We start from the raw sequence: 23,236 nt of genomic DNA, 5'->3' as shown, positions 1-23,236 counted from the left end.
CCAGTGAAATGACACTGGTTATTTTTTTGCAGCAGCCTTGAAACATAGGCTGCTGTTTCCATTTTAGAACAGAAAGGAGCTGTGAAAATTGAAGAAAATCAAAAGCTATACAAGCATATGGAGCGTGGAAAAAGTCATTTATGCAATCAACGATTTTCAACTCCCGTTCCCGCTCACATTCAGTCAGATGGCTTGGTTCGTGGTGTCGCTGTTTGTGGTGATTCTCTTTGGGGAGCTACCGCCCTTTAACATGATTGACGGTGCATTTCTCAAATACTTTGGAATCCCTGTGGCGTTCACTTGGTTTGTATCGCAAAAGACCTTTGACGGAAAAAAGCCTTTTGGATTCCTAAAATCCTGTGTGAGCTTTTTCCTCCGACCAAAAGTGACCTATGCAGGAAAAGCTATCAAACTGAAAAATCAGAAATTCAATACAAGCGTGACCGCAGTTAGGAGTGTGATGTATGTTCCCGATTAAGTACATAGAAAACAATCTGGTGTTCAACCATGACGGTGAGTGCTTTGCCTACTATGAGCTGACACCTTACAATTATTCGTTCCTGTCACCAGAAGAAAAATACATGGTGCATGACAACTTCCGTCAGCTTATCGCCCAGAACCGTGACGGAAAAATCCATGCCCTACAGATTGCCACAGAGGACAGCCTGCGTGCAGTACAGGAGCGTTCCAAAAAGGGAATCACAGGCAGATTAAAAGAGATTGCCTGTAAAAAGGTAGATGAACAGACAGAAGCGTTGGTTGAAATGATTGGTGAAAATCAGATTGACTACCGCTTTTTTCTTGGCTTCAAGCTGCTGGTAAATGAGGAAGAAATCAGCTTCAAGGGTATGCGAAAATCAGCAGCTATGACCTTTGCGGATTTTATCTATGAAGTCAATCACAAGCTGATGGGTGACTTCGTTTCCATGAGTAATGATGAAATCAACCGTTTCCTAAAGATGGAAAAACTCTTGGAAAGCAAAATCTCACGTCGCTTTCAGTTCCGCAGACTAGATAAGAACGACTTCGGCTACCTCTTGGAACATATCTACGGGAATACCGGCGTTGCCTACAGTGATTACAGTTATGACCTCCCGATAAAAAAGTCAAAGCGTGAAACACTGGTGAAGCGATATGACCTTATCCGTCCGACACGCTGCATGATTGAAGAAAACCAGCGATACCTAAAGATTGAGCGTGAAGATCAGACAACTTTTGTTGCCTACTTCACGATTAACAATATCGTGGGTGAGCTGGATTTTCCGTCAAGCGAGATATTTTATTATCAGCAACAGCAATTCACGTTCCCCGTTTCCACTTCTATGAATGTTGAAATCGTTACCAACAAAAAGGCTCTGACGACTGTTAGGAACAAAAAGAAAGAGCTGAAAGACTTGGATAATCATGCTTGGGAATCCAACAACGAAACGGGAAGTAACGTCATGGACGCTCTGGATTCGGTGAATGAACTGGAAACAAATTTAGACCAGTCCAAAGAATCCATGTATAAATTATCCTACGTTATCCGTGTGGCGGCTGATACTCTGGAAGAATTGAAACGCCGCTGTGATGAAGTCAAAGATTTCTATGATGATTTGAATGTCAAGCTGGTTCGCCCATTCGGTGATATGTTGGGGTTGCATGGTGAGTTTATCCCGTCCAGCAAAAGATATATCAATGATTATATCCAATACGTCACTTCGGACTTTCTCGCCGGACTTGGCTTCGGTGCAACACAGCAGCTTGGGGAAACGGACGGTATCTATATCGGCTATAACCTTGATACAGGAAAGAACGTCTATCTAAAACCTAGCCTTGCAGCACAGGGCGTAAAAGGTTCTGTGACAAATGCTCTTGCGGCTGCTTTTCTCGGTTCGCTCGGTGGTGGGAAGTCTTTCTGTAACAACCTTATCATCTATTATGCGGTGCTGTTTGGAGGAAAAGCGGTCATTGTAGACCCAAAATCAGAGCGTGGCAACTGGCAGGAAACGCTACCCGACATTGCACAGGAAATCAAGATAGTTAATCTCACCAGTGAGGACAAAAACAGAGGACTTCTTGACCCGTATGTGATTATGAAGCGAACAAAGGACGCTGAAAGTCTGGCAATCGACATTCTGACATTCCTTACAGGTATTTCGTCCCGTGACGGTGAGAAGTTCCCTGTATTAAGGCGTGCAATCCGTTCCGTGACACAGAGCAAAAAACGAGGACTGCTCCGTGTCATTGATAAATTAAGGAAAGACGGTTCTCCTGTGGCAGAAAATATCGCAGACCATATCGAGAGCATGACCGATTATGACTTTGCACACCTTTTATTCTCGGACGGTGATGTGGAGCAGTCCATCAGTTTAGACAGGCAGCTCAACATCATACAGGTGGCAGACCTTGTGTTGCCGGATAAGGACACGAAGTTTGAAGAATACACCACAATGGAATTATTGTCCGTGGCTATGCTGATTGTCATTAGTACCTTTGCCCTTGATTTTATTCATTCCGACAGGAGCATTTTTAAGATGGTGGACTTGGACGAGGCGTGGACGTTCCTACAGGTGGCACAGGGGAAAGCATTGTCTAACAAGCTGATTCGTGCTGGACGCTCCATGAACGCTGCTGTTTACTTTGTTACACAAAACTCTGGTGATGTGGACGATGAAAAGATGAAGAACAATATCGGCTTAAAGTTTGCGTTCCGTTCTACAGACATAAAGGAAATCAAGAATACTCTTGAATTTTTCGGTGTGGATAAGGAGGACGAGGGCAACCAGAAACGACTTAGGGATTTGGAAAACGGACAATGCCTGTTTCAAGATTTGTATGGGCGTGTGGGCGTTATCCAGATTCACCCTGTATTCTCTGACCTGTTCCATGCCTTTGATACCAGACCGCCAGTGCAGACGGAAGAAATGAGGTGAAGCCTATGGACAAGAGAAAAATAGTCCGTTATCTGCTTATCACGCTTTCGGTGATTCTCGGTGTGCTGGTATTTTTATCTATCACGGGTACGGTAGCTCATGCGGCTGGTCTGGTAGACAATACGGTGAGTGACGCTAACACCTATTCCAAATATCCGCTGGAAAACTACCAGCTTGATTTCTATGTGGATTCAAGTTGGGATTGGCTGCCGTGGAACTGGCTTGACGGTATCGGCAAAAGTATTCAGTACGGACTATATGCCATCACAAACTTTGTCTGGACGGTGAGCTTATACATTTCCAATGCGACAGGTTATGTGGTACAGGAAGCCTACAAGCTGGACTTTATCTCTGATACTGCAAGTTCTATCGGAAAGAACATTCAGACATTAGCTGGTGTGACTTCCAATGGCTTTTCCAGTGAGGGATTTTATGTAGGATTCCTGCTTATCCTCATTCTGGTAATGGGAATCTATGTGGCATACACAGGACTGTTAAAAAGAGAAACCACAAAAGCCATTCATGCGGTTATCAACTTTCTTGTGGTATTTATCCTGTCAGCGTCCTTTATTGCCTATGCCCCAAACTATATCAGCAAAATCAATGACTTTTCCGCAGATATAAGCAGCTCGGCATTATCGCTCGGTACAAAAATCGTGCTGCCCGATTCCAACAGCAAAGGAAAAGACAGCGTAGATTTAATAAGAGACAGCCTGTTTTCCATACAGGTGAAACAACCGTGGCTGCTTTTACAGTACGGGGAATCGGATATAGAAACGCTCGGCTCTGACCGTGTGGAAAGCCTGTTATCGGCAAACCCAGACACAGACGACAGAGAGGATGTTGTGATTGAAGAAATCGAAGATAAGGACAACGCTTATTTGAGCGTCACAAAGACCATGACCCGTTTAGGTATGGTGGTGTTCCTGTTTATCTTCAATATCGGAATCTCGGCGTTTGTTTTTCTGCTTACGGGCATGATGATTTTCTCGCAGGTGTTATTTATCATCTACGCCATGTTTCTGCCGATTAGTTTTGTTTTGTCCATGATACCGACCTATGAAGGCATGGCAAAAAAGGCTCTTACGAAGCTGTTCAATACCGTTATGATGAGAGCTGGAATCACACTGATTATTACCACAGCGTTTAGTATCTCGACTATGTTTTACTCCATTTCCTCCGGCTATCCGTTTTTCATGGTGGCATTTCTACAGATAGTCACCTTTGCCGGAATCTATTTTAAATTAGGTGACTTGATGACAATGTTCAGCCTGCAATCCTCCGATACACAGCAAGTCAGCAGACGAATCATGCGACACCCGTATATGTTCCTCAACCGCAGGGCAAGACGCTTGGAGCGTAAAATCGGTAGGACAATGGCGGCTGGTGCTGCTGGTGGTGTAGCTGGTGCTGCGGCGGCTTCTGCTTCTACAAAAAAGGCAGACAATACCAAACAGACAGGTAATACGCATACCAGAGCAAATCACAATACTTCTGCTTCTTCCAGTGGAGGTAACAGCAAGCCGCCAGCTCTGCCGGATTCCAAATCACAGAAGCCGTTTGCATTGCCGGATAAGAAAAGTCAGACGGATTCCTCACAGACCGTACATAGTTCACAAAGCAATACACAGGAATCACAGTCTACCTCAAAGCGTGGAATTGTGGATAAAAAATCGGTATCGAAACAGCCGCAGTCAGACAAAAAGAATCCGCAGCGTCCGATTGTGGATAAGGAGCGACAAAGCAACGGATCAGCGACAAAGAGAGCTGCCCCGGTGCATGAGCGACCAGCCACAACGCCTGTTCCTGTAAAATCGGATTCACAGGCGGCAGCTTTAAAGCCGGAGCAGAATGTCAAAGAGCGTCCTGTCACAGTGACAAAGGAGCAGCCGCAATCAAGCAAGAGTAAAGAGCCTGTGACAAAATCACAGGAGAATGTAAGAACACAGGTTGTCAGAGAATCCTGTCCGGCAGATAAACAGGCTTCATCAGCAGTAAATAAACATTCACAAGCTACCACAGATATTTCAAGGCAAACGGTACAACGTCAGAAGCAGACAAAGACGGTTCAGAAAAAGACCACAAATCAATCAACAATGAAGAAATCTACAAGTAAGAAAGGCGGCAAGAAATGAAGTTAAGGCATTTTGCTGTGTTCGGTGGGATTTTCACAGTGATTATCTGTCTGCTTCTGTTTCTGTTTATCGTGACCTCAGATGATGAAGAAAGTGGTTCTTCCAGTCTTGATTTTTCTGGACTGAACCTATCAGCGGAAGTATTGAAACATCAGTCTACGGTAGAAAAGTATGCAAAGGAATACAGAATCTCTGACTATGTGAACTATCTGCTTGCGATTATGCAGGTGGAATCCGGCGGCACTGGCACGACAGACGTTATGCAAGCCAGTGAATCTTTAGGATTACCGCTTAACTCCCTATCCGTGGAGGATTCCATCAAACAGGGGTGTAAATACTTCTCGGAGCTTTTGAAATCCGCAGAAGCAAAAGACTGTGACATCAACACAGTGGTACAGTCCTATAACTATGGTGGCGGCTTCATTGATTATGTATCAAAACACGGAAAGAAGTACACCTTTGAGCTGGCGGTCAGCTTCGCAAAAGGTAAATCCGGCGGTGTCAAAGTCACCTATAAGAATGACATTTCCATAAAAGAAAATGGCGGCTGGCGTTACAAGTACGGGAATATGTTCTATGTGAAATTAGTCAGTCAGTATTTGGCTGTGCCTAGTCTCAGTGACGCTACCGCACAGGCAATCTTCAATGAAGCGTTGAAGTATCAAGGCTGGAAATATGTGTATGGCGGCAGCAATCCCAACACTAGCTTTGACTGTTCTGGTCTTACGTCTTGGTGCTATGGAAAAGCTGGTATCAGCTTACCTCGTACCGCACAGGCACAGTATGACGCTGCACAGCACATACCGCTGTCACAGGCAAAGGCTGGTGACTTGGTGTTCTTCCATTCAACCTATAACGCTGGAACATACGTCACTCATGTAGGAATCTATGCTGGAAACAACAGAATGTATCATGCTGGCGACCCTATCGGATATGCAGATTTAACAAGCTCGTACTGGCAGCAACACTTGATTGGTGCCGGACGGGTGAAAACCAATTAGAAAGGAATGGTGCTATGCTATTTAAGAAAAAGGATAAGGAATCAAAACCAAAAAAGGAAAAGAAAGTGCCTGTGATGAAAGTTGGCACGCATAAAAAAACCGTGATTGCCTTATGGCTGGTGTTGATTGCCAGTATCAGCTTTGGGGTGTATAAGAATTTCACCGCCATTGATATGCACACGGTACATGAGAAAGAAGTCATTGAGCAGCGTATTGTTGATACCAACAAGATAGAGAATTTCGTCAAGGCATTTGCGAAGTCCTACTATTCTTGGAGCAACACGCAGGAATCCATTGAGAAAAGAACCACAGCCATTAACCAGTACCTTACAAAGAGCTTGCAGGATTTGAATGTTGATACTGTCTGTATGGACATACCTACAAGCTCTACGGTAACGGACGTTAAGATTTGGGAGGTTGAAGCGACTGGAACGGACGACTTTACCGTTGTCTACTCGGTAGATCAAACGGTAACAGAGGGAGAGACTTCTATCGGTTACACTTCCGCTTACATGGTGGTAGTTCATGTAGATGGTGACGGAAATCTGGTTATTACACAGAATCCGACCATCAGCAGCATACCAACAAAATCCGGCTATGAACCAAAAGTCAAGGAATCGGACGGAACGGTGGACGCTGCCACTACAGAGGAAGTGACAGAGTTTTTGGAAACATTCTTTAAGCTGTACCCTACCGCAACGGAAAAAGAGCTTGCCTACTATGTATCGGGGAATGTGCTTGAACCTGTCAACTGTGACTATATGTTCTCGGAGCTGGTAAATCCTATCTTTATACAAGATGGAGAACAAGTGAAAGTATCGGTATCGGTAAAGTATCTCGACCAGAGGACAAAAGCAACGCAAATTTCACAGTTTGACTTAACGCTGGAAAAAGATAGTAACTGGAAGATTGTAAAATAACATGAAGAAAAGCGTGCATTTTCACATAAATCGGATTTGCACGCTTATGTTTTTATTGTTTTGGGATAAAAAATACAGTATGATAATAGTTAGATGTTGCTAATCGACATATGGAGGTACATAATGTGAGTTCTACATTTAATAAAGACTGGTACAGTGATAAGGCAAAAATTATCAAGCAAGATGAAAATTTTATGATTATAGATTATGGGTGTCAAGGGAAAGGAATTGTTACAAGTTACACGCTTTTTGATGGTATTCAACTCTCTTTTTTGGACTTTGATACAGACATAAGTATGCCTTCTCAAAAATTCAATCCTAATATTATTTCAATTACACATTGTCGCTCTGGACGCTATGAATGTGAGTATGCCAATCATACAGTTTCGTATTTACCAGAGGGATATTTTAGTGTGACTGGAACACAACATTTACCAGTTTCTTTCTCGTTTCCATTAAAAAAATATTATGGACTTAGCCTTGTGATTGATAAACAATCCTTATCAGAAGAAATCAAAAAAATGATGGAAACTATTCCGCTTAACCTTGATAAAATTGGTTCAACATTAGGGATTGAGAATAATGGATATTTAAGTTCCACTCCACCTAAATTACATCATTTATTTTCTGAATTATATGAAGCACTTAACATAGAACAATTAGGATATTTCAAAATTAAAGCAATTGAATTACTTTACCATATAGACCAGCTAACTAAAAATCATGGCTGTGATTTCAAATATTATGATAAACGTCAGATTCAAGCTACTAAAGAAATTCAAACATATATGATAACTCATTTAGATGAACGAGTATCGTTAGAACAACTCGCCTTTCGGAATCAAATTAACTTATCACTGTTTCATAAAATTTTTTTACAGATATATGGTGACACACCATATTCATATTTAAAGAAATATAAGATGAATATTGCAGCACATTGGCTTTTAAATGAAAATATGAAAATTGGAGATATAGCGGTAAGTCTTGGATATAATAATGCTAGTAAATTTGCAATAGCATTTCAATCTGTTTATGGTATTTTACCGAAAGATTACAGAAAACAAAAATAACACTTTTGGGCTATTTTTACCCAAATATACTAGAGATGGAGTAGAAGAAAAATAGTATTTCCTTTAGAATACGTGGTGTGGTTAGATTAAGCTAACCCACCACGTATTTTATATTTAAGGAGGATTCGTACTATGGCAAACAAAAAGCCAAAACAAAACAAACCCAAAACGGGTTTAGCACGATGTTTAGAATTAGCTTCCAATAAGAAAGGATTAGTATTTTTATCGGCTATACTTTCCTCGTTAGCGGCTATAGCGTCGTTTGTTCCGTATATTGCGGTATATTTTATTATTAGTTCCATTTTAAAAGTCTATCCTAATTTAGAATTGCTGGATATGAGCAAGGTTATGAATTATGGCTGGATAGCTTTAGCTGGTATTATTGCTAATATACTATTATATTTTTTAGCAATTTTCAGTTCTCATATGGCAGCATTTGGAACACTTTATGAATTAAAACTTCACTTCGCAGAACATATTACCAAAATTCCTTTAGGTTATCACTTAACCATAGGTAGTGGTCGTTTAAGAAAAATAATGGATGAAAACATTGAGAGCATTGAGGGTTTCATTGCACATCAATTTCCAGATTTTGTTGCTTCTGTAACTGCGCCTATTGTTATGGTTATTATTCTACTGGCTATTGATTGGCGATTTGGTATTGCTTCATTAGTTGGAATTGTGCTTGCTTTTGTCGTACAATTCAGTGGATTTGGTAGCGGAGCAATGAAAGAAAACATGGGAAAATATCAGATCGCATTGGAAGATATGAACAATGCTTCTGTAGAATATGTTCGTGGTATGCCTGTTGTGAAAGCATTTAATCAAACAGCTTCTTCATTTGCTCGTTTAGAACATGCTATTAAAGAATACACAGAATGGGTTCTAAAGTTCTCTCTAGGTTGGCAAAATTATATGCCAGCGTTTACTACCATCATTAACAATATATATTTGGTTATCGTTCCTGTAGGTATTTTGTTAGGAGCTAATGCACAAGATTATAAGAGCTTTACTATGACATTTATATTTTACTTGCTTTTTGTTCCGGCAATCGCTGGTATTTTAAACAAAATAATGTATATCTCTGAATCATTTATGCAAATTGACGGAAATGTAGCAAGAATGGACGAAATTTTCAATATACCTGTTCTACCACAAACTACCAGTCCTAAAAAAACTCAAAAAGATGATGTTGTGTTTGATAATGTTAGCTTTACATATACAGGAAAAAAAGAAGAAATGGCTATTGAAAATGTATCTTTTAAAGCCAATCAAGGACAAATAACAGCTATTGTTGGCTTATCTGGTGGTGGAAAAAGTACAATTGCAAATTTAATTTCACGCTTTTGGGACGTTACAGAGGGAAGTGTAAAAATCGGCGGTGTTGATATAAGAGATATTTCAGAAAAAGACTTAATGAATCATGTTAGCTTTGTATTTCAAGATATTTTCTTATTCAAGCAGAGTATTTTAGATAATATTCGCATGGGAAATCCAAACGCTACAGAAGAACAAGTCATTGAAGCCGCGAAAGCTGCACAATGCCATGAATTTATTTCAAAACTTCCTAATGGCTACAAAACTGTATTTGGAACAAAAGGTATTCATCTTTCTGGCGGTGAGCGTCAACGTATCGCTATTGCTAGAGCTATTATCAAAGATTCCCCTATTATTGTTCTTGATGAAGCAACTGCATTTAGCGACCCAGAAAATGAGTATTTAATTCAAAAAGCATTCGAGAAACTTATGCAGAATAAAACAGTTATTATTATTGCTCACCGTTTATCTACGATTCGTAATGCTGACAAAATTATTGTTATGGAAAAAGGTCATCTAGTTGAAGAAGGTAAACATAATGAATTAGTTGCTGCTGGTGGACGTTATTCGCAAATGTGGAACCATTACACAGAAGCGGTTGATTGGAAAATCAGCGGAAAGGCGGTGTAATAAAGATGAAAAAACTAAAAGAGTTTCTTTTTCTATCAGATAAAGGTTATAAAGATTTAAAAAAAGCTATTGTTGCTTGTACGATAACAAATCTAGCCTTAATGCTACCGTTTTGTGTTACAGTAATGTTATTTAATGAATTACTGAACCCGTATGTAGGAAAGCAAATTGCATGGAATCATATATGGTTGCTTTGGGGAATTGGAGTTGTTTCTGCTGTTTTGGTGTTTTTAGCAGCAAGAAATGATTATAGAAAGACATACATTGCGTCTTATCAAGAATCAAATAAAACAAGACTTAATATTGCAGAGCATTTAAGAAAATTACCAATGAGTTTCTTCAATACAAAGGATTTGTCAGAATTGACAACTAACATGATGTCTGATTGTAGCAGCATGGAATCAATGTTAAGTAGTACAATTCCACCTCTCATTGCAAATGGTATTACTGTTACTCTTACTTGTATTTTACTTGCTTTCTTTGATTGGCGTTTAGCGTTATGTATGTATATTACGCTGCCAGTTGCATTTTTGATAATTTGGTTAAGTAAGAACTATCAGAAAAAATTATTTTAACGACAAGTACAAGCAAAGCTAGACGCTTCTAGTCAAGTACAAGAATACCTTGAGGGAATGAAAATTATTAAATCATGTAATTTAAGTGGTTCTCACTTTTCTGCTCTTAACAAAGCATTATTATCTATGAAAAAGATTGCTGTGAAAGTAGAAATGATTTGTGGCGTATTTATGTCGAGTGCAAGCATGATTTTGCAAGCCGGAATTGGTATTGTCATTTTTGTTGGAACAATGTTGTTAGTTAAAGGTGAAATAGAACTGCTCCCATTACTAATGTTCTTTTTGATGGTTACTCGTATATATGGACCAATTCTTGCGATTCTTTCACAATTAACTACATTACTAAATCTTAATGTTGTTACAGAAAGAATGCGTACTCTTTTAAGTACATCTGTAATGCAAGGAAATGATAAAGAAATTGAAAATTGTGATATAGAGTTGGAACATGTTACATTCAGATATAATACAAAAGATGTCATTAAAGATGTGACTTGTAAAATTCCACAAGGAAGTATCACCGCATTGGTAGGTTCATCTGGAAGCGGGAAAAGTACAATTTCAAAATTGATTGCAAGATTTTGGGATATACAGAAAGGTACAATTCGTGTTGGTGGTAAAGATATACGAACAATGGAGCCAGAAAGTCTTATGCGAAAAATGGCTTTTGTATTTCAAGACGTAACATTATTTAATGATACTGTTTTTAACAATATCAGTATTGGAAACCCTAACGCCACAGAGGAAGAAGTTATGGCGGCTGCTAAAGCTGCATACTGTGATGAATTTGTGCGTAATATGCCAGACGGTTATCAAACTGTTTTAGGTGAAAATGGTAGTACATTATCTGGTGGTGAAAGACAAAGAATATCTATTGCACGTGCTTTATTAAAAAATGCTTCAATTATTTTTTTAGATGAAGCAACTGCTTCTCTTGACCCGGAGAACGAAGTTTTAGTGCAAAAGGCTATAGCTCAATTGGTTGAAAACAAAACAGTAATTATGATTGCTCACCGTTTAAGAACAGTTGTAGACGCAGACCAAATATTAGTATTAGATGATGGCAAATTAGTTGAATATGGCACACATAATGAATTGATGAAGAAAAAAGGTGTATATCAAAAATTGTATCATATTCAGCAAGAAAGTCTTGGGTGGACAATTTAAAAACTGATTGAATCAAATATTTAAGAGGTGATAATAATGTGACATTGGGAAAGTCATTAGAAGATTATTTAGAAACAATACTTATACTTAAAATCAAAAAAGGCATGGTTCGCTCTATTGATGTGGCTGATTATATGGGATTTTCAAAGCCTCGTGTAAGTCATGCAGTAAAGCAACTTAAAACACAAGGATTCCTACTAATGGATAATAATGGTCAATTGCTTTTAACAGACAGTAGGCAGGCTATGGCTGAGAAAATTTATGAGCGACATTGCTTTTTTACAAAATATCTTACAGAAATGGGTGTAGACCCAAAACTAGCAGAATCAGACGCTTGCAAACTGGAACACGTAATCAGTGACGAGTGTTTTCAAAAATTAAAAGAATCAACTCGTATAGGGAGTGAAAAAGAGGAAGTTTAATCTTCCTCCACTTCCCTAGATTTAATAATTCCGTCAGCGACACTTTCCATGATAACTAAATCTTTATCAGACAGGTTATCAAGCTGCTTTTCTAACTGTATTCTTCTGGTGCTTTTCGCCAGATCAGAAGCAGGAAGAAAAAAAGCGTCTACTGATACATTCAATAAATGAACAATGTCATAAAGCACTTGTAAACTTGGGTGATGCCCCTTATTTTCAATATTTGTCAGATAACGTGGGTCAATCTCAATCATTGCTCCCACTTGTTCACGGGTTAGACCCTGTTTCATACGAGCTTCTTTGATGGCAAGACCAAAAGCTCTGAAATCGTACTTATCTTCTTTTTTACGCATATGTAATCACCTCAATACATTTTACTGTTCCTGTTGATTTTCTAACAGGTATAGAAAAACGTGTTATATGGTTTGTCAGTTCCTAGTGTGTTAAAAGAACAAAATTACTGTTATACGGTAAATAAAAAAAACCGTTATCGGCAGTAACCTTTTTGCTTATCCAAAAATATTTCTGATTTGATGGCGGTCAAGATAAAGCCGCCGTTTTTCTTTTTCCTCAATTCGGTGGATAAATCATATAAGGTTTTTTTGTTTTGCGGCTCTAGGAGGTAGCCGCATTGAAAGAATCTCATAATCGACATTTTATGACATACCCTTTATTGTCAAAAAAACTGAAATTACCATAGCAGGACAATACACCCTTGAATGTGGTTTTTTACATCATATAACAGGTACAAATGATAAAGCACAAGAACGCTATACAGCCTTTTCTCTTGTGCTTTTTTCGTGCGTAAAAATATTTTTCAAGTTCATTTCTGAAAACGCAACAAATAGCTGCTGCGTGGGTAGCTACTGTGCGGAAAGGGGGATAGAGGGAAAACACCCTCATCTACTCTCACGCAGAAAGGAGGTGAATCAGCATGAAGTCATCTTCTTTCCAACAGGCTATTCAAGCACAGTTTGATTGCCTTACAAAGAAAGTCATTAAAAGAGCAGCAATGAAGTATAACCGTGATATTTCAAGACGCTTGAAACATGAAGTTCCGTTTTCTGAAATTTCAGATTTGGAATTGAACAAAGCAGGCGTTTATGACAAGTATTCCAGCGATTATACAGCGTTCAATGTTCTTGGCATGGAAGTACAAGTATCTGACGACCAGTTAAGCAAAGCACTCAAATGTTTGCCAGAGAGAAAACGCAATATCATTTTGTTGTCATACTTTATGGATATGTCTGACGCAGAAATCGGAGAGCTTATGAACGTGGTACGCACTACTGTTTACCGTCACAGGACAAGCACTCTGGAAGAATTACGAAAAATGATGGAGGAGGAATAAGCATGGACAAAGACCAAAAACATATACCGTTTGCTGTGATTGTGGCGGCTACGAATGGTGATGAAACTGCAATACAGGAAATCTTGGATTTCTATGACGGGTACATATCAAAGTTGAGCTTACGCAAATTGTATGACGAATACGGTAACGTCTACATGGTAGTGGATTCTGAATTAAAAGGCAGAATACAGGCAGCAGTCATGGATATGATTGCAAACTTTGAGATAGTCGTAATCTAATCATTCAGACGGGCGGAGCATTTTCCCCTTTCCTCTGCTCCGCTTGTCAATCTATGAAAGTCCATTATCTAGGTAGTGGATTTTCATAGACTGGCAAATACAGTCGGTAGTTCTTTGACAACTGAATAAAGCAGTCAGATACGTTTGATATGCAGCGAGCCAGCGGAAATTGTACGCCATGACCTAAAAAAGCGAGCGATTCATGCAATGATCCGAGAGCGACTTGTGGAATGGTCGTTCTGCCATGACCTGTATATCTGAATAATGATACACTCGCATGGTGCGGTTCTGCTCATAGGAATGAGAATGGTGAAAGTCCAGTGGAGCTTCCAAAGCCATCTGACTGCTTCGGAAACACACAGTAAAGGAGGTGCATAAGGCAAAAATTTTGCAGTCTGTATGTCAGATATAAGCTGCTGATAATCTATCTCTGATATGGTATACTTTTAACTATGATTAGGAAGAAATGCTGTATTAAAAGGGGTAGAAAGTGATATGAAGATATTGTATGTTACAGATTTACACGGAGATAAAAAGAAGTACAGAAAGATTCTGGACGTAGCCATTGAAAAGGAAATCAAAGTCATTGTAAATGGCGGGGATATGTTACCAAAACAATGTGACCGCCACAGTGAGCAATCGTTTTTTATCAATGGATTCCTTGATGAATATTTTGAGGAACTGAAAAAGCAGGACATCACATACCTTGCCATGCTTGGAAATGATGATTTACTGGCAGCAGATGAAATGTTTGACAATCTTTGCGACAGATTTGAAAATGTCTGCAATATAGCTGGTAGGAAATTTTCTGTCAATGGATATGAATTTATCGGCATGAACTATATTTTAGACCATCCGTTCGGTTGTAAAGACAGGGTTGTTACAGAAACACATTATATTCCGCAGCGTCAGTTAAGTCCTGTAGCCGGAATCTCTAATGCTGTTGATTATGACAGGATTTACAACTGGCTGGAATATTCCAGAACAGAATTACCGCATATGTGTGATGTGCTGAAGAAACTTCCATTGCCGGACGATAGACAAAAAGCGGTTTACGTTATGCACATGCCGCCTGCGGGATTGAGATTAGGACAGTTGCGCTATCAAGATTTGGATATATGCTCTGTTGATATTTACGAATTTCTGAAAGAAAAACAGCCACTTCTTTCTCTGCACGGACATATACATGAAAGTCCTGACACAGAGAAAGGAAAGTGGATAAACCAGATTCATCAGACAACCTGTATTCAGACTGGACAGACGGAACTTAATGACAAATACATGGTTTATGCGGAGATTGATTTGCAGGAAAAGAAGTATGAACGCAAAGTAATCAGTGTAGATTAGCAGAAAGACACCAGAAATGGTGTTTTTTTGTTGGAAGAAATGAGGTGGGATTATAGGAAAAACAGTACAGTCCAATACAATAAAAATAGGAAATACGACCTTTTATGTAACGTCAGTGTTCTCCGGTACAGTGGATTTGCAGCATTTGATTAAAAGGCTGATTCAAAAGGAAATCGAGCAGGAAAACAATGGATATTAAATTGAGAACAGTGTAATAAGCGGCTGAAAATAATTAAGTAGCGTGGTATAATATTAACAGGATATAAGTTGTTTGTTTGCTGTTGGAAAGGAGTAAAAATGACGAAACAGCAAGCAAGATTAAGAGTTAGATTATATGCACGTTTATCCAAAGATGATGGTGACGCTGATAAAGAAAGCAACAGTATCACAAACCAGTTGCAAATGCTCCGATATTATTCAAAGGAAAAAGGATTTGAAATCATTGACGAGTATGTAGATGATGGCTATTCCGGCACAACATTCAACAGACCGGATTTAAACCGCATGATTGAGGACGCTATGGAAGATACACAGCCTAGTGGAATCATGGTAAAGGATATGTCAAGGTTCGGTCGCAACAATGCCATGTTCATGTATTACGTGGAAGAAATCTTCCCGAACAATGACATTCTCTTTATCGCACTGAATGATGATGTTGACACAAGATATGAGGATAACGAGATGATGCCATTCAAATCTATTATGAATGAGTATTATGCACGTGATACCTCAAAGAAAATCCGAAGCGTCAAGAAAACAACTGCTTTAAGTGGCGGGTTCTGCGGTTCATTCGCTCCGTATGGTTATAGGGTTGACCCGAACAATAAGCGTAAACTACTGATAGACCCGGAAACAGCGCCTATCGTCAAGCGTATTTTTGAAATGTCGAAACAGGGAAACAGTGTTCATCAGATAGCAAGAACATTGTGTGAAGAAAAGATTTTGATTCCGAGAGCCTACAGAGCAATGAAGAATGGCACGCTGGAAACAAGCACAGGGTTCCGATTCCCTACCGACTGGGTTGGAAAAAATGTTAAGATGATTTTGGAAAATCAAGTGTATCTCGGTCATATGGTATCGCACAAGACACAGACAAAATCATTCAAGAACAGAAAACTGGTAGCGGTTCCTAAGGAAGATTGGATTGTTGTAAAAAACACCCATGAAGCTATCATTGATGAAGAAACCTTTGAACTGGTACAGAAATTCATCAGTGTAAAGAAAAGACCAAATAAGACTGGACGACCAAATATGTTTGTGGGGCTTGTAAAATGCCCGGACTGTGGACGCAATATGGCGTTCTCCAATCCAAACGGGAGAGAGCCGAGATTTCGTTGCAGGACATATGCCAGAAACAGCAACCTCTGCACAACTCATGCAATTTCCTATGACGCATTAGAGCGTGTTTGAAAAATAAAAGTTGCACAAAACATATATTCTAATACCCTTTTTCATGTTAAAATAAAGAAAAAAGGGTGTTTACTATGTTGAGACGATACGAGTTAACTGATGAAGAATGGAACCGCATTGCTCCTTTACTGCCACCTGAAAATACTGGAAAACAGGGCCGCCCCCCAAAATGTACTCGGACAATTCTTAACGGAATTGTTTGGATTGCCCGCAGTGGAGCGCCCTGGCGTGATCTTCCAGAACGTTATGGTGCCTGGCAAACCGTCTACTCCCGTTTTCGAAAATGGATTGATGATGGCATCATCGATAACATTTTTCGTGTTTTAAGCCTTGATGCTGAATTAACAGAACTATCTATAGATGCTTCTATTGTTCAGGCTCATCAGCACAGTGCAGGTGCAAAAAAAGGGGGCCTCCAAACGAAATCGGACATAGCCGAGGTGGAGCAAGCACAAAAATCCATGCCGTAGTGGATGCCTATGGCTATCCGGTATATTTTATGATTAGTGAAGGTCAGCGTAATGATATTAATTACGCACTTCCATTGCTCGAACATGTGAATACAACCGGAAGCAATGTATTAGCTGATCGAGGATACGATAGTAATAAATTACTTGATTATGTCTACGACCATGGTGGAGAACCAACGATTCCTTCCAGAAAGGGAGCGAAATTTGACCGTCATTGTGATTGGTGGCTTTACAAAGAGAGACATCTAGTAGAAAACTATTTTCTCAAATTAAAAGCGTTTCGCCGAATAGCCACACGTTATGATAAACTGGCTTCCACTTTTCTGGGTTTCGTATGCATCGTCTCAATATTAATTTGGTTAAAATAAACAACTCGAAATGTTTTTCAAACACGCTCTAGTGAAGATTGTCATGGACGACATTCAAAAGCATATCAAGAATATGGAAACATTAGGCGACCAGTTCATTGAAGAAATGAGGGTGTTGAGTGAATCCGGCGGCGGTAAGAAAATCAAGCAGTTTAAACAGGAATTGGAACTGGCAGAAAAGCGTATTGCTGAAATTGACAGTATCATAATGAAGCTGTTTGAGCAGAATGTAGCAGGAAAGATTTCTGATGGACGTTTTGAGAAAATGTCTGTAACTTATGAAAATGAGCAGAGAGAACTTGAAGAAAGGCGTAAGGCATTAAAAGAGAAAATCGAAGCCGAGGACTACAAGACGAAAAATACAAACAAATTTTTAGAAACCATACGCAAGTATGAAAATGTAACAGAGTTAAACCGTTCTATGCTGGTTGAACTGATTGACAGTATATATGTGTATCAAGCAGAGGGAACCGGCAAAGAACGTACTCAAAAAGTGGAAATCAATTATAGATTTCTTTGTGAGTCCCAATGTGGTATTGCATGACGGAAATGGTAGGATGAGCCGTTTGCTCACTTTACTGCTTTTTTACAAGGCGGGATACATCGTTGGAAAATATGTCAGTATGGAAATGCTGATTGAAAAGACAAAAGAAACATATTATGAAGCCCTTCAAGCAAGTTCTACTGGCTGGCATGAGGGCGAAAACAGCTATGAGCCTTTTGTTAAATATTATCTGGGTATCATGTTGAAAGCATACAATGAATTCGAAAGCCGTGTAGAGTATTTGAAGCATCGGAGTCTTTCTAAGCCTGATAGAATTAAAGCGGTTATTGATAACAAGGTTGGCAAAATTACAAAGAAAGAAATCATGGAGCTTTGTCCTGATATAAGCAAAATTACCGTGGAAAGGACTTTGACGAATCTGGTTAAGAGTGGGTATATCGCAAAAGTTGGTGCAGGTCCATCTACTGGTTATGTCCGTGTTTAAAAATATGAAAGTAGCTTATAAATTTGCCAGTCAAAACCGGCATTTTCTTAGCAAAAATCATTTCCTTTTATGTCGGCTTCTATAGCCGTAATCCTTTAATATCTTTAATACGTGATAAGATCGTATTGCAGCTGCAGCTGATAACGCCGGGAAGTGTATCAATGACTGTGTGCAGGAAGTGTTCCATTTCATCACTTGATGAAGCAACGGCATGTACATGCAGCTTGTCTCTTCCTGTGACACGGTAAATCTGCGTGACAGTATCATTATTATGTAATATATCTGTCACCTGCGACAGATGGTCTGGTTTTATCTCGATTTCAAAATAGCATGAAACAGCACCGCTGATCTTTTGAGGGTTTATTATAGTTGTATATTCTTCAATTATGCCTTGTTTCTCCAGAGCCTGAATCCGGGCTTTTACTGCCACTCTGGAAATACCGGTTTCTTTACCGATATCAGAGTAAGAAATACGTGCATTTTCTATAAGCAACTGGATGATTTTCTGATCCAGTTCATCTAAACCGTTCAGTTACATAAGTGTCCCTCCTGTAAAATAATATCCTCCGGATATTAAATATCATATCATTTATTTAGCTGAAAGTAAACGCGGGCTTGACTTAGCAGCTGTAGCTACATATAATTGTTTCATAACGTAATTTAAAACTTGCGTTTTGAATGTATGGAATAGATTCTGGTGAAGGAAAGAATAAGCGAAATTATAAAGGCTTTGGAGGAATATGATAATGTCAAAAGATGAATATTTGCTCACAGATACGCCTCTTAAAGCGTTGACGGTTTTTGCAATGCCAATGATTTTGGGCAGTTTTTTTCAGCAAATATACAATATGGCTGACTCTATCATCGTCGGCCAATTTGTTGGCTCCTCTGCACTTGCAGCTGTCGGGGCCTGCGCAGCGCTGACCAATGTTTTCATTTGTGTGGCACTGGGGGCAGGTGTCGGTGCCGGTGTGCTCGTGAGCCGCTATTTCGGTGCCAGGGAGTATGGAAAAATGAAGACCATCGTGTCAACGTCCTTGTTTAGCTTTTTAATTTTAAGCATAGTCCTTGGTGTTTTTGGCTTTTGCTTTTCCCACTCGATGATGAGAGTATTACAAACCCCTGGCGATATACTGAATGATGCAGTGTTATATCTGCGGGTCTATTTTGTGGGCTTTCCGTTTCTGTTTATGTATAACATTCTTTCCAACATGTTCACTTCCATTGGTGAATCAAAAATCCCACTGGGGCTCCTGGTATTCTCGTCAATCTTAAATATTTTTATGGATCTTTGGATGGTGGCAGGACTTGGTCTCGGTGTGTTTGGTGCAGCCCTTGCGACTCTTATAGCACAGGGGATTTCTGCGGTGTTTTCACTTTTTCTTTTCCTTAGCCGGATGCGTCGATATAAAAGTCGCTTTGACTGGTTTGACAGGCAGGAGTTATATTCCATGCTTCAAATTGCTGTACCTTCGGTTCTTCAGCAGTCTACAGTGTCCATCGGTATGATGATCGTACAGGCTGTTGTAAATCCTTTCGGTACACAGGCACTTGCGGGTTATGCGGCGACGATGCGGGTAGAGAATGTTTTTTCATTGATTTTTGTATCCATTGGCAATGCGGTTTCCCCATATGTTTCCCAGAATCTTGGTGCAAAGAAAATTGAACGGATCAAAAAAGGATATCACGCTGCACTGGTGTTAGATGTATGTTTTGCAGTTCTTGCTTTTATAGTCATTGAAACATTGCATACTCAGATTTCCTCACTATTCCTTGGTAAAGATGGAACTGCCCTGGCTTATCAGGTATCCGAGGGTTATATGAGATGGCTCGGTTACTTCTTCATCTTTATGGGAATCAAAATGGCAACCGATGGGGTCCTTCGTGGTCTTGGAATCATGCGCCCGTTCCTTATTGCAAATATGGTGAATCTGGCGATCCGTCTGTCGGTTGCTTTGATTTGTGCACCGCGTTTTGGCATTGTGTTTGTCTGGCTTGCTGTACCAGCAGGTTGGTTTGCAAACTTTTTAATATCCTATGTGGCTCTTCGGAGATCATGGCCGACTGATAAAGAGGTGCAATCTCGATAGCCTAAAGTAATTTAAAAGGAGAAATTTATAGTATGAACGATAAATGTGTGGTATTGAATGCAAAGAAAATGAATTTTGATGGGAAGCTGGATTTTTCCGTTTTATCTTCTGATGTTACAGTATATGATGATACAACAGAACAGCAGCTGTCAGAGCGTATTCAGGGTGCAGATATCATTGTAACAAAGGAGATGCCTGTGAGTGCAGAAATGATACAGAAATTTCCGGAATCTGTTAAACTGATCTGCGAGGCAGGTACAGGATATAATAATATTGATCTTGAAGCAGCACGAAAGAAGGGGATTACAGTCTGCAATATCCCGGCATACAGCACAGAACGTGTGGCACATACTGCGATCATGATGATATTGAATCTGAGTTCTGCAATGCAGGTACAGATGAAGATGCTGGCATGCGGAAATCATGACAATTTTACCAGAAATCTTCAGGTTCCGCATGTTGAGGTAAATGGAAAAACACTTGGTGTTATAGGTGCAGGACACATTGGCAGGAAAGTTATCCAGATCGCACAGGCTTTGGATATGAACATACTTGTATATGCCAGGACACCGAAAGAGGATGAGAAGGGGATCTGCTATGTATCGCTTGAGGAGCTGCTTAAGAATAGTGATTATGTTTCCATGCACTGTCCATTGACAGAAAGTACAAAACATATGATCAATAAAGAAACTCTATCGCTTATGAAGCCATCAGCGTTTATTATTAATACTTCAAGAGGTGCGCTTATTGATGAGGCTGCTCTTATAGAAGCATTAGAAAATGGTATGATTGCAGGAGCCGGACTTGATGTTCAGGAAACTGAACCACCTGAAGAAACAAACCCTCTTTATACTATGGATCAAGTCCTTTTGACGCCACATATGGGATGGAAAGGACTTGAGACAAGACAGCGGTTGGTTTCTATTCTGGCGGATAATATAAAGCAGTTTATGGAAGGAAATCCGATCAATGTTGTATCAGATCTATAGTATCTGGCAGCAAAGTGATGATATAACTTCCGGGTTTGCAGAGTGAAAAAAATATAATTACAATCAATAAATCAGTGCTTTGATATCTTCTTCCAATATAGCAGGAATAACATAAACAATAGAATTACTGGAAAAAATAAGTCCGAATAGTCGTCAGAAACGCTGAGAAGAAATTATTCTCAGCGTTTTTTGAACATTACTATAATGTCAAGGAATCTTCTGCATCTACCCCACATCTGTAAATTTCCATCAAGATACAGTCTCGCATATTCTAGTGGTTCATCAATGGCAAGTGTGTTTAATGCACAATCTGATCCGGGTGTGGTTCTCAAATTCTTTTCTGCTTTCCAGCAGTCAATGCGAAGCATATAGCCTGCACTGATATAAACATCAATGCTGTTTCGTCCGGGATTATATTCTGCAAATATTGTTCTCATCGTATTTTATCTTCTTATCGTTCAATCAATTATTTGCTACAAAAATCAGAAGCATTTCAATCAGTTCACCATGTCACTTTTATTTTGTGTTATACTGTTTTACATAATTTTCTTGGTCTTGTATTTTCCCTTATCAGAGTTCGTAAACACTGGCGGGACGATATAACACAAGGGAAACAATAAGGGAAAGCTCAATCGGAATTTACAGGAAGTGTGACAAGAAAGCCAAAACGGTATACTGGGAAAAAAAGATTAAGAAAAGAATAAAGAGCTGGTTTTAATTGTAAAATTTATGGGGAACTAACATCAGCTTATTGACATTAATTTAAAAATAAGTATAATAATAGTTGAGTAATTGTTCAACTATTATTATTTGGAGGTGAATATATGTCAAAAACGTCTTATATTTGTAATTGCGATGTAATTCATGAGGATATTGTGAATGATGTGAAATCCAAGATGCAGCCAAAAGATGATTATATCCAGTTGGCTTCTTTGTTTAAGCTATTTGGAGATGGAACTAGAGTACAAATCTTACACGCTCTAGAACAGAGTGAGATGTGTGTATGTGATCTTGCAGTGCTACTGGGGGTAACAAAATCTGCAATTTCGCATCAGTTAAAGGCATTACGCCTAGCGAATCTGGTAAAATTCCGTAAAGAAGCACAGATAGTTTACTACTCGCTGGCAGATGATCATGTGAAAGAGATTATTGACAAGGGATTTGAGCATCTTTGGCAGAAATAATATTTTTTAATATTATAGTTGAGTAATTGAACAATTAAACAAATTATAAGGAGATTATCATGAAACGCATATTTCTATTAAAAGGGTTGGACTGTCCAAATTGTTCCGCAAAAATTGAAAAAGAAATCGGAGAGTTGGATGGAGTGCAATCCTCAGTGGTAAATCTGATGAAGCAGACGCTTACAATCAATGTTACTCAGACAGCCGCAGATACGATAGCCAGTCAGATTGAAACGATTGTTCATAGTCATGAGCCCGATGTGGAAGTTCAGGAAGAAACCGTTATGAATGTTACAAAGAGTTATTCGTTAAAAGGATTGGATTGTCCGAATTGTTCTGCAAAAATTGAAAAAGAAGTCGGAGAATTGGATGGAGTACAATCCTCAGTTGTAAATTTGATGAAGCAGACGCTGACAATCAATGTTGCTCCAGCTGCCGCAAATACAATAGCCAGTCAGATTGAAACGATTGTCCACAGCCATGAGCCGAGTGTGGAGGTTCAGGAAGAAACAATTATCCCCGTTACAAAGAGTTATTTGTTAAAGGGCTTGGACTGTCCGAACTGCTCCGCAAAAATTGAAAAAGAAGTCGGAGAATTGGATGGAGTACAATCCTCAGTTGTAAATTTGATGAAGCAGACGCTGACA

General features: G+C 39.4%; 22 protein-coding genes and 2 pseudogenes. 21 read left to right on the top strand and 3 right to left on the bottom strand.

Going from position 1 to position 23,236, the window contains the following annotated elements; genetic code table 11:
- Positions 1-88: 88 nt before the first annotated feature.
- The 10 genes from AB5706_RS12420 to AB5706_RS12380 all read left to right on the top strand — a co-directional run bounded on the left by AB5706_RS12420 (position 89) and on the right by AB5706_RS12380 (position 12,152).
- The gene (locus AB5706_RS12420) at positions 89-478 is read left to right on the top strand and encodes a conjugal transfer protein (protein WP_021865983.1); all 390 of its coding nucleotides are present in this window, start codon (positions 89-91) and stop codon (positions 476-478) included.
- On the top strand, positions 465-2,915 hold the full coding sequence (gene tcpF / locus AB5706_RS12415; RefSeq protein ID WP_009203308.1) for a conjugal transfer ATPase TcpF: 2,451 nt from the start codon (positions 465-467) through the stop codon (positions 2,913-2,915). Before AB5706_RS12420 ends, tcpF begins: the two co-directional genes overlap by 14 nt.
- 5 nt (positions 2,916-2,920) lie before the next feature.
- Positions 2,921-5,050: a CD3337/EF1877 family mobilome membrane protein gene (locus AB5706_RS12410; protein ID WP_368366116.1), complete on the top strand. Its 2,130-nt coding sequence runs from the start codon at positions 2,921-2,923 to the stop codon at positions 5,048-5,050.
- The gene (locus AB5706_RS12405) at positions 5,047-6,051 is read left to right on the top strand and encodes a bifunctional lytic transglycosylase/C40 family peptidase (RefSeq protein WP_009203310.1); all 1,005 of its coding nucleotides are present in this window, start codon (positions 5,047-5,049) and stop codon (positions 6,049-6,051) included. The genes AB5706_RS12410 and AB5706_RS12405 overlap by 4 nt, the downstream gene beginning before the upstream one ends.
- 14 nt (positions 6,052-6,065) lie before the next feature.
- Positions 6,066-6,971, top strand: a complete 906-nt coding sequence (locus AB5706_RS12400; RefSeq protein WP_005335602.1) for a conjugal transfer protein — start codon at positions 6,066-6,068, stop codon at positions 6,969-6,971.
- 125 nt (positions 6,972-7,096) lie between these two features.
- On the top strand, positions 7,097-8,044 hold the full coding sequence (locus tag AB5706_RS12395) for a helix-turn-helix domain-containing protein (RefSeq protein WP_008788620.1): 948 nt from the start codon (positions 7,097-7,099) through the stop codon (positions 8,042-8,044).
- A 132-nt stretch (positions 8,045-8,176) separates the two neighbouring features.
- Positions 8,177-9,991, top strand: coding sequence for an ABC transporter ATP-binding protein (locus tag AB5706_RS12390; RefSeq protein ID WP_005335600.1), 1,815 nt, complete (start codon positions 8,177-8,179; stop codon positions 9,989-9,991).
- A gap of 5 nt (positions 9,992-9,996) precedes the next feature.
- Positions 9,997-10,566 carry an ABC transporter transmembrane domain-containing protein gene (locus AB5706_RS23140; protein WP_472515483.1) on the top strand — a complete coding sequence of 190 codons (570 nt, stop codon included), beginning with the start codon at positions 9,997-9,999 and terminating at the stop codon, positions 10,564-10,566.
- 57 nt (positions 10,567-10,623) lie between these two features.
- Positions 10,624-11,730, top strand: coding sequence for an ABC transporter ATP-binding protein (locus AB5706_RS23135; RefSeq protein WP_472515482.1), 1,107 nt, complete (start codon positions 10,624-10,626; stop codon positions 11,728-11,730).
- A 38-nt stretch (positions 11,731-11,768) separates the two neighbouring features.
- Positions 11,769-12,152 (top strand): metal-dependent transcriptional regulator, encoded by a 384-nt coding sequence (locus tag AB5706_RS12380; protein WP_005335597.1) that lies wholly within the window; start codon positions 11,769-11,771, stop codon positions 12,150-12,152.
- Here AB5706_RS12380 and AB5706_RS12375 read toward each other — a convergent pair.
- Positions 12,149-12,505, bottom strand: a complete 357-nt coding sequence (locus AB5706_RS12375; RefSeq protein WP_005335595.1) for a helix-turn-helix domain-containing protein — start codon at positions 12,503-12,505, stop codon at positions 12,149-12,151. The two genes, AB5706_RS12380 and AB5706_RS12375, sit on opposite strands and share 4 nt — an antisense overlap.
- Positions 12,506-13,086: 581 nt before the next feature.
- Between AB5706_RS12375 and AB5706_RS12370 the strand changes: the two genes are divergently transcribed.
- From AB5706_RS12370 to AB5706_RS12340, 7 genes and pseudogenes are all read left to right on the top strand, one after another.
- On the top strand, positions 13,087-13,503 hold the full coding sequence (locus AB5706_RS12370; RefSeq protein WP_005335591.1) for a sigma-70 family RNA polymerase sigma factor: 417 nt from the start codon (positions 13,087-13,089) through the stop codon (positions 13,501-13,503).
- A gap of 2 nt (positions 13,504-13,505) precedes the next feature.
- A complete protein-coding gene (locus tag AB5706_RS12365; protein WP_005335589.1) occupies positions 13,506-13,742 on the top strand; it encodes a helix-turn-helix domain-containing protein in 237 nt (78 codons plus the stop codon).
- Between the two features lie 495 nt (positions 13,743-14,237).
- Positions 14,238-15,089, top strand: a complete 852-nt coding sequence (locus AB5706_RS12360) for a metallophosphoesterase family protein (RefSeq protein WP_009203312.1) — start codon at positions 14,238-14,240, stop codon at positions 15,087-15,089.
- 297 nt (positions 15,090-15,386) lie between these two features.
- Positions 15,387-16,499, top strand: coding sequence for a recombinase family protein (locus AB5706_RS12355; RefSeq protein WP_276512287.1), 1,113 nt, complete (start codon positions 15,387-15,389; stop codon positions 16,497-16,499).
- Between the two features lie 74 nt (positions 16,500-16,573).
- Positions 16,574-17,337: pseudogene (locus AB5706_RS12350) on the top strand (IS5 family transposase).
- A 43-nt stretch (positions 17,338-17,380) separates the two neighbouring features.
- On the top strand, positions 17,381-17,881 hold the full coding sequence (locus tag AB5706_RS12345) for a DUF4368 domain-containing protein (RefSeq protein ID WP_276512290.1): 501 nt from the start codon (positions 17,381-17,383) through the stop codon (positions 17,879-17,881).
- Between the two features lie 22 nt (positions 17,882-17,903).
- The gene (locus tag AB5706_RS12340; RefSeq protein ID WP_330602509.1) at positions 17,904-18,326 is read left to right on the top strand and encodes a hypothetical protein; all 423 of its coding nucleotides are present in this window, start codon (positions 17,904-17,906) and stop codon (positions 18,324-18,326) included.
- 79 nt (positions 18,327-18,405) lie between these two features.
- Here the strand turns inward: AB5706_RS12340 and AB5706_RS12335 are convergent, their stop codons facing one another.
- Positions 18,406-18,858, bottom strand: coding sequence for an Lrp/AsnC family transcriptional regulator (locus AB5706_RS12335; protein WP_226815844.1), 453 nt, complete (start codon positions 18,856-18,858; stop codon positions 18,406-18,408).
- Positions 18,859-19,072: 214 nt separating this feature from the next.
- Here AB5706_RS12335 and AB5706_RS12330 point away from each other — a divergent pair, with 214 nt between their 5' ends.
- Together AB5706_RS12330 and AB5706_RS12325 are read left to right on the top strand one after the other, a co-directional pair.
- Positions 19,073-20,416, top strand: a complete 1,344-nt coding sequence (locus AB5706_RS12330; RefSeq protein ID WP_117855163.1) for an MATE family efflux transporter — start codon at positions 19,073-19,075, stop codon at positions 20,414-20,416.
- Positions 20,417-20,448: 32 nt separating this feature from the next.
- A complete protein-coding gene (locus tag AB5706_RS12325) occupies positions 20,449-21,405 on the top strand; it encodes a 2-hydroxyacid dehydrogenase (protein WP_148462638.1) in 957 nt (318 codons plus the stop codon).
- 199 nt (positions 21,406-21,604) lie between these two features.
- On the opposite strand, the pseudogene AB5706_RS12320 reads toward AB5706_RS12325, so the two are convergent.
- A pseudogene (locus tag AB5706_RS12320) lies at positions 21,605-21,842 on the bottom strand (DUF6061 family protein).
- A 387-nt stretch (positions 21,843-22,229) separates the two neighbouring features.
- Here AB5706_RS12320 and AB5706_RS12315 point away from each other — a divergent pair.
- A complete protein-coding gene (locus tag AB5706_RS12315) occupies positions 22,230-22,589 on the top strand; it encodes an ArsR/SmtB family transcription factor (protein ID WP_015512809.1) in 360 nt (119 codons plus the stop codon).
- Between the two features lie 59 nt (positions 22,590-22,648).
- The coding region (locus AB5706_RS12310) for a copper ion binding protein (RefSeq protein WP_368366115.1) at positions 22,649-23,236 on the top strand (588 nt) is incomplete at its 3' end.

Source organism: Ruminococcus sp. RTP21484sp1_RTP21277st1_D2_RTP21277_210401 (assembly GCF_040924225.1).
Lineage (GTDB): Bacteria > Bacillota > Clostridia > Lachnospirales > Lachnospiraceae > Blautia_A > Blautia_A faecis.
Note: the sequence above shows the minus strand (reverse complement) of the source record. Positions and strands in the feature narration are given on the sequence as shown.

Bases quoted from the DNA above. Each gene is read 5' to 3' on its own strand.
- AB5706_RS12375 (WP_005335595.1), bottom strand. From the start codon at position 12,505: ATGCGTAAAAAAGAAGATAAGTACGATTTCAGAGCTTTTGGTCTTGCC.
- AB5706_RS23140 (WP_472515483.1), top strand. From the start codon at position 9,997: ATGAAAAAACTAAAAGAGTTTCTTTTTCTATCAGATAAAGGTTATAAA.
- AB5706_RS12410 (WP_368366116.1), top strand. From the start codon at position 2,921: ATGGACAAGAGAAAAATAGTCCGTTATCTGCTTATCACGCTTTCGGTG.
- AB5706_RS12345 (WP_276512290.1), top strand. From the start codon at position 17,381: ATGGACGACATTCAAAAGCATATCAAGAATATGGAAACATTAGGCGAC.
- AB5706_RS12355 (WP_276512287.1), top strand. From the start codon at position 15,387: ATGACGAAACAGCAAGCAAGATTAAGAGTTAGATTATATGCACGTTTA.
- tcpF (WP_009203308.1), top strand. From the start codon at position 465: ATGTTCCCGATTAAGTACATAGAAAACAATCTGGTGTTCAACCATGAC.
- AB5706_RS12405 (WP_009203310.1), top strand. From the start codon at position 5,047: ATGAAGTTAAGGCATTTTGCTGTGTTCGGTGGGATTTTCACAGTGATT.
- AB5706_RS12315 (WP_015512809.1), top strand. From the start codon at position 22,230: ATGTCAAAAACGTCTTATATTTGTAATTGCGATGTAATTCATGAGGAT.
- AB5706_RS12370 (WP_005335591.1), top strand. From the start codon at position 13,087: ATGAAGTCATCTTCTTTCCAACAGGCTATTCAAGCACAGTTTGATTGC.
- AB5706_RS12390 (WP_005335600.1), top strand. From the start codon at position 8,177: ATGGCAAACAAAAAGCCAAAACAAAACAAACCCAAAACGGGTTTAGCA.
- AB5706_RS12330 (WP_117855163.1), top strand. From the start codon at position 19,073: ATGTCAAAAGATGAATATTTGCTCACAGATACGCCTCTTAAAGCGTTG.
- AB5706_RS12360 (WP_009203312.1), top strand. From the start codon at position 14,238: ATGAAGATATTGTATGTTACAGATTTACACGGAGATAAAAAGAAGTAC.
- AB5706_RS12365 (WP_005335589.1), top strand. From the start codon at position 13,506: ATGGACAAAGACCAAAAACATATACCGTTTGCTGTGATTGTGGCGGCT.
- AB5706_RS23135 (WP_472515482.1), top strand. From the start codon at position 10,624: ATGAAAATTATTAAATCATGTAATTTAAGTGGTTCTCACTTTTCTGCT.
- AB5706_RS12325 (WP_148462638.1), top strand. From the start codon at position 20,449: ATGAACGATAAATGTGTGGTATTGAATGCAAAGAAAATGAATTTTGAT.
- AB5706_RS12400 (WP_005335602.1), top strand. From the start codon at position 6,066: ATGCTATTTAAGAAAAAGGATAAGGAATCAAAACCAAAAAAGGAAAAG.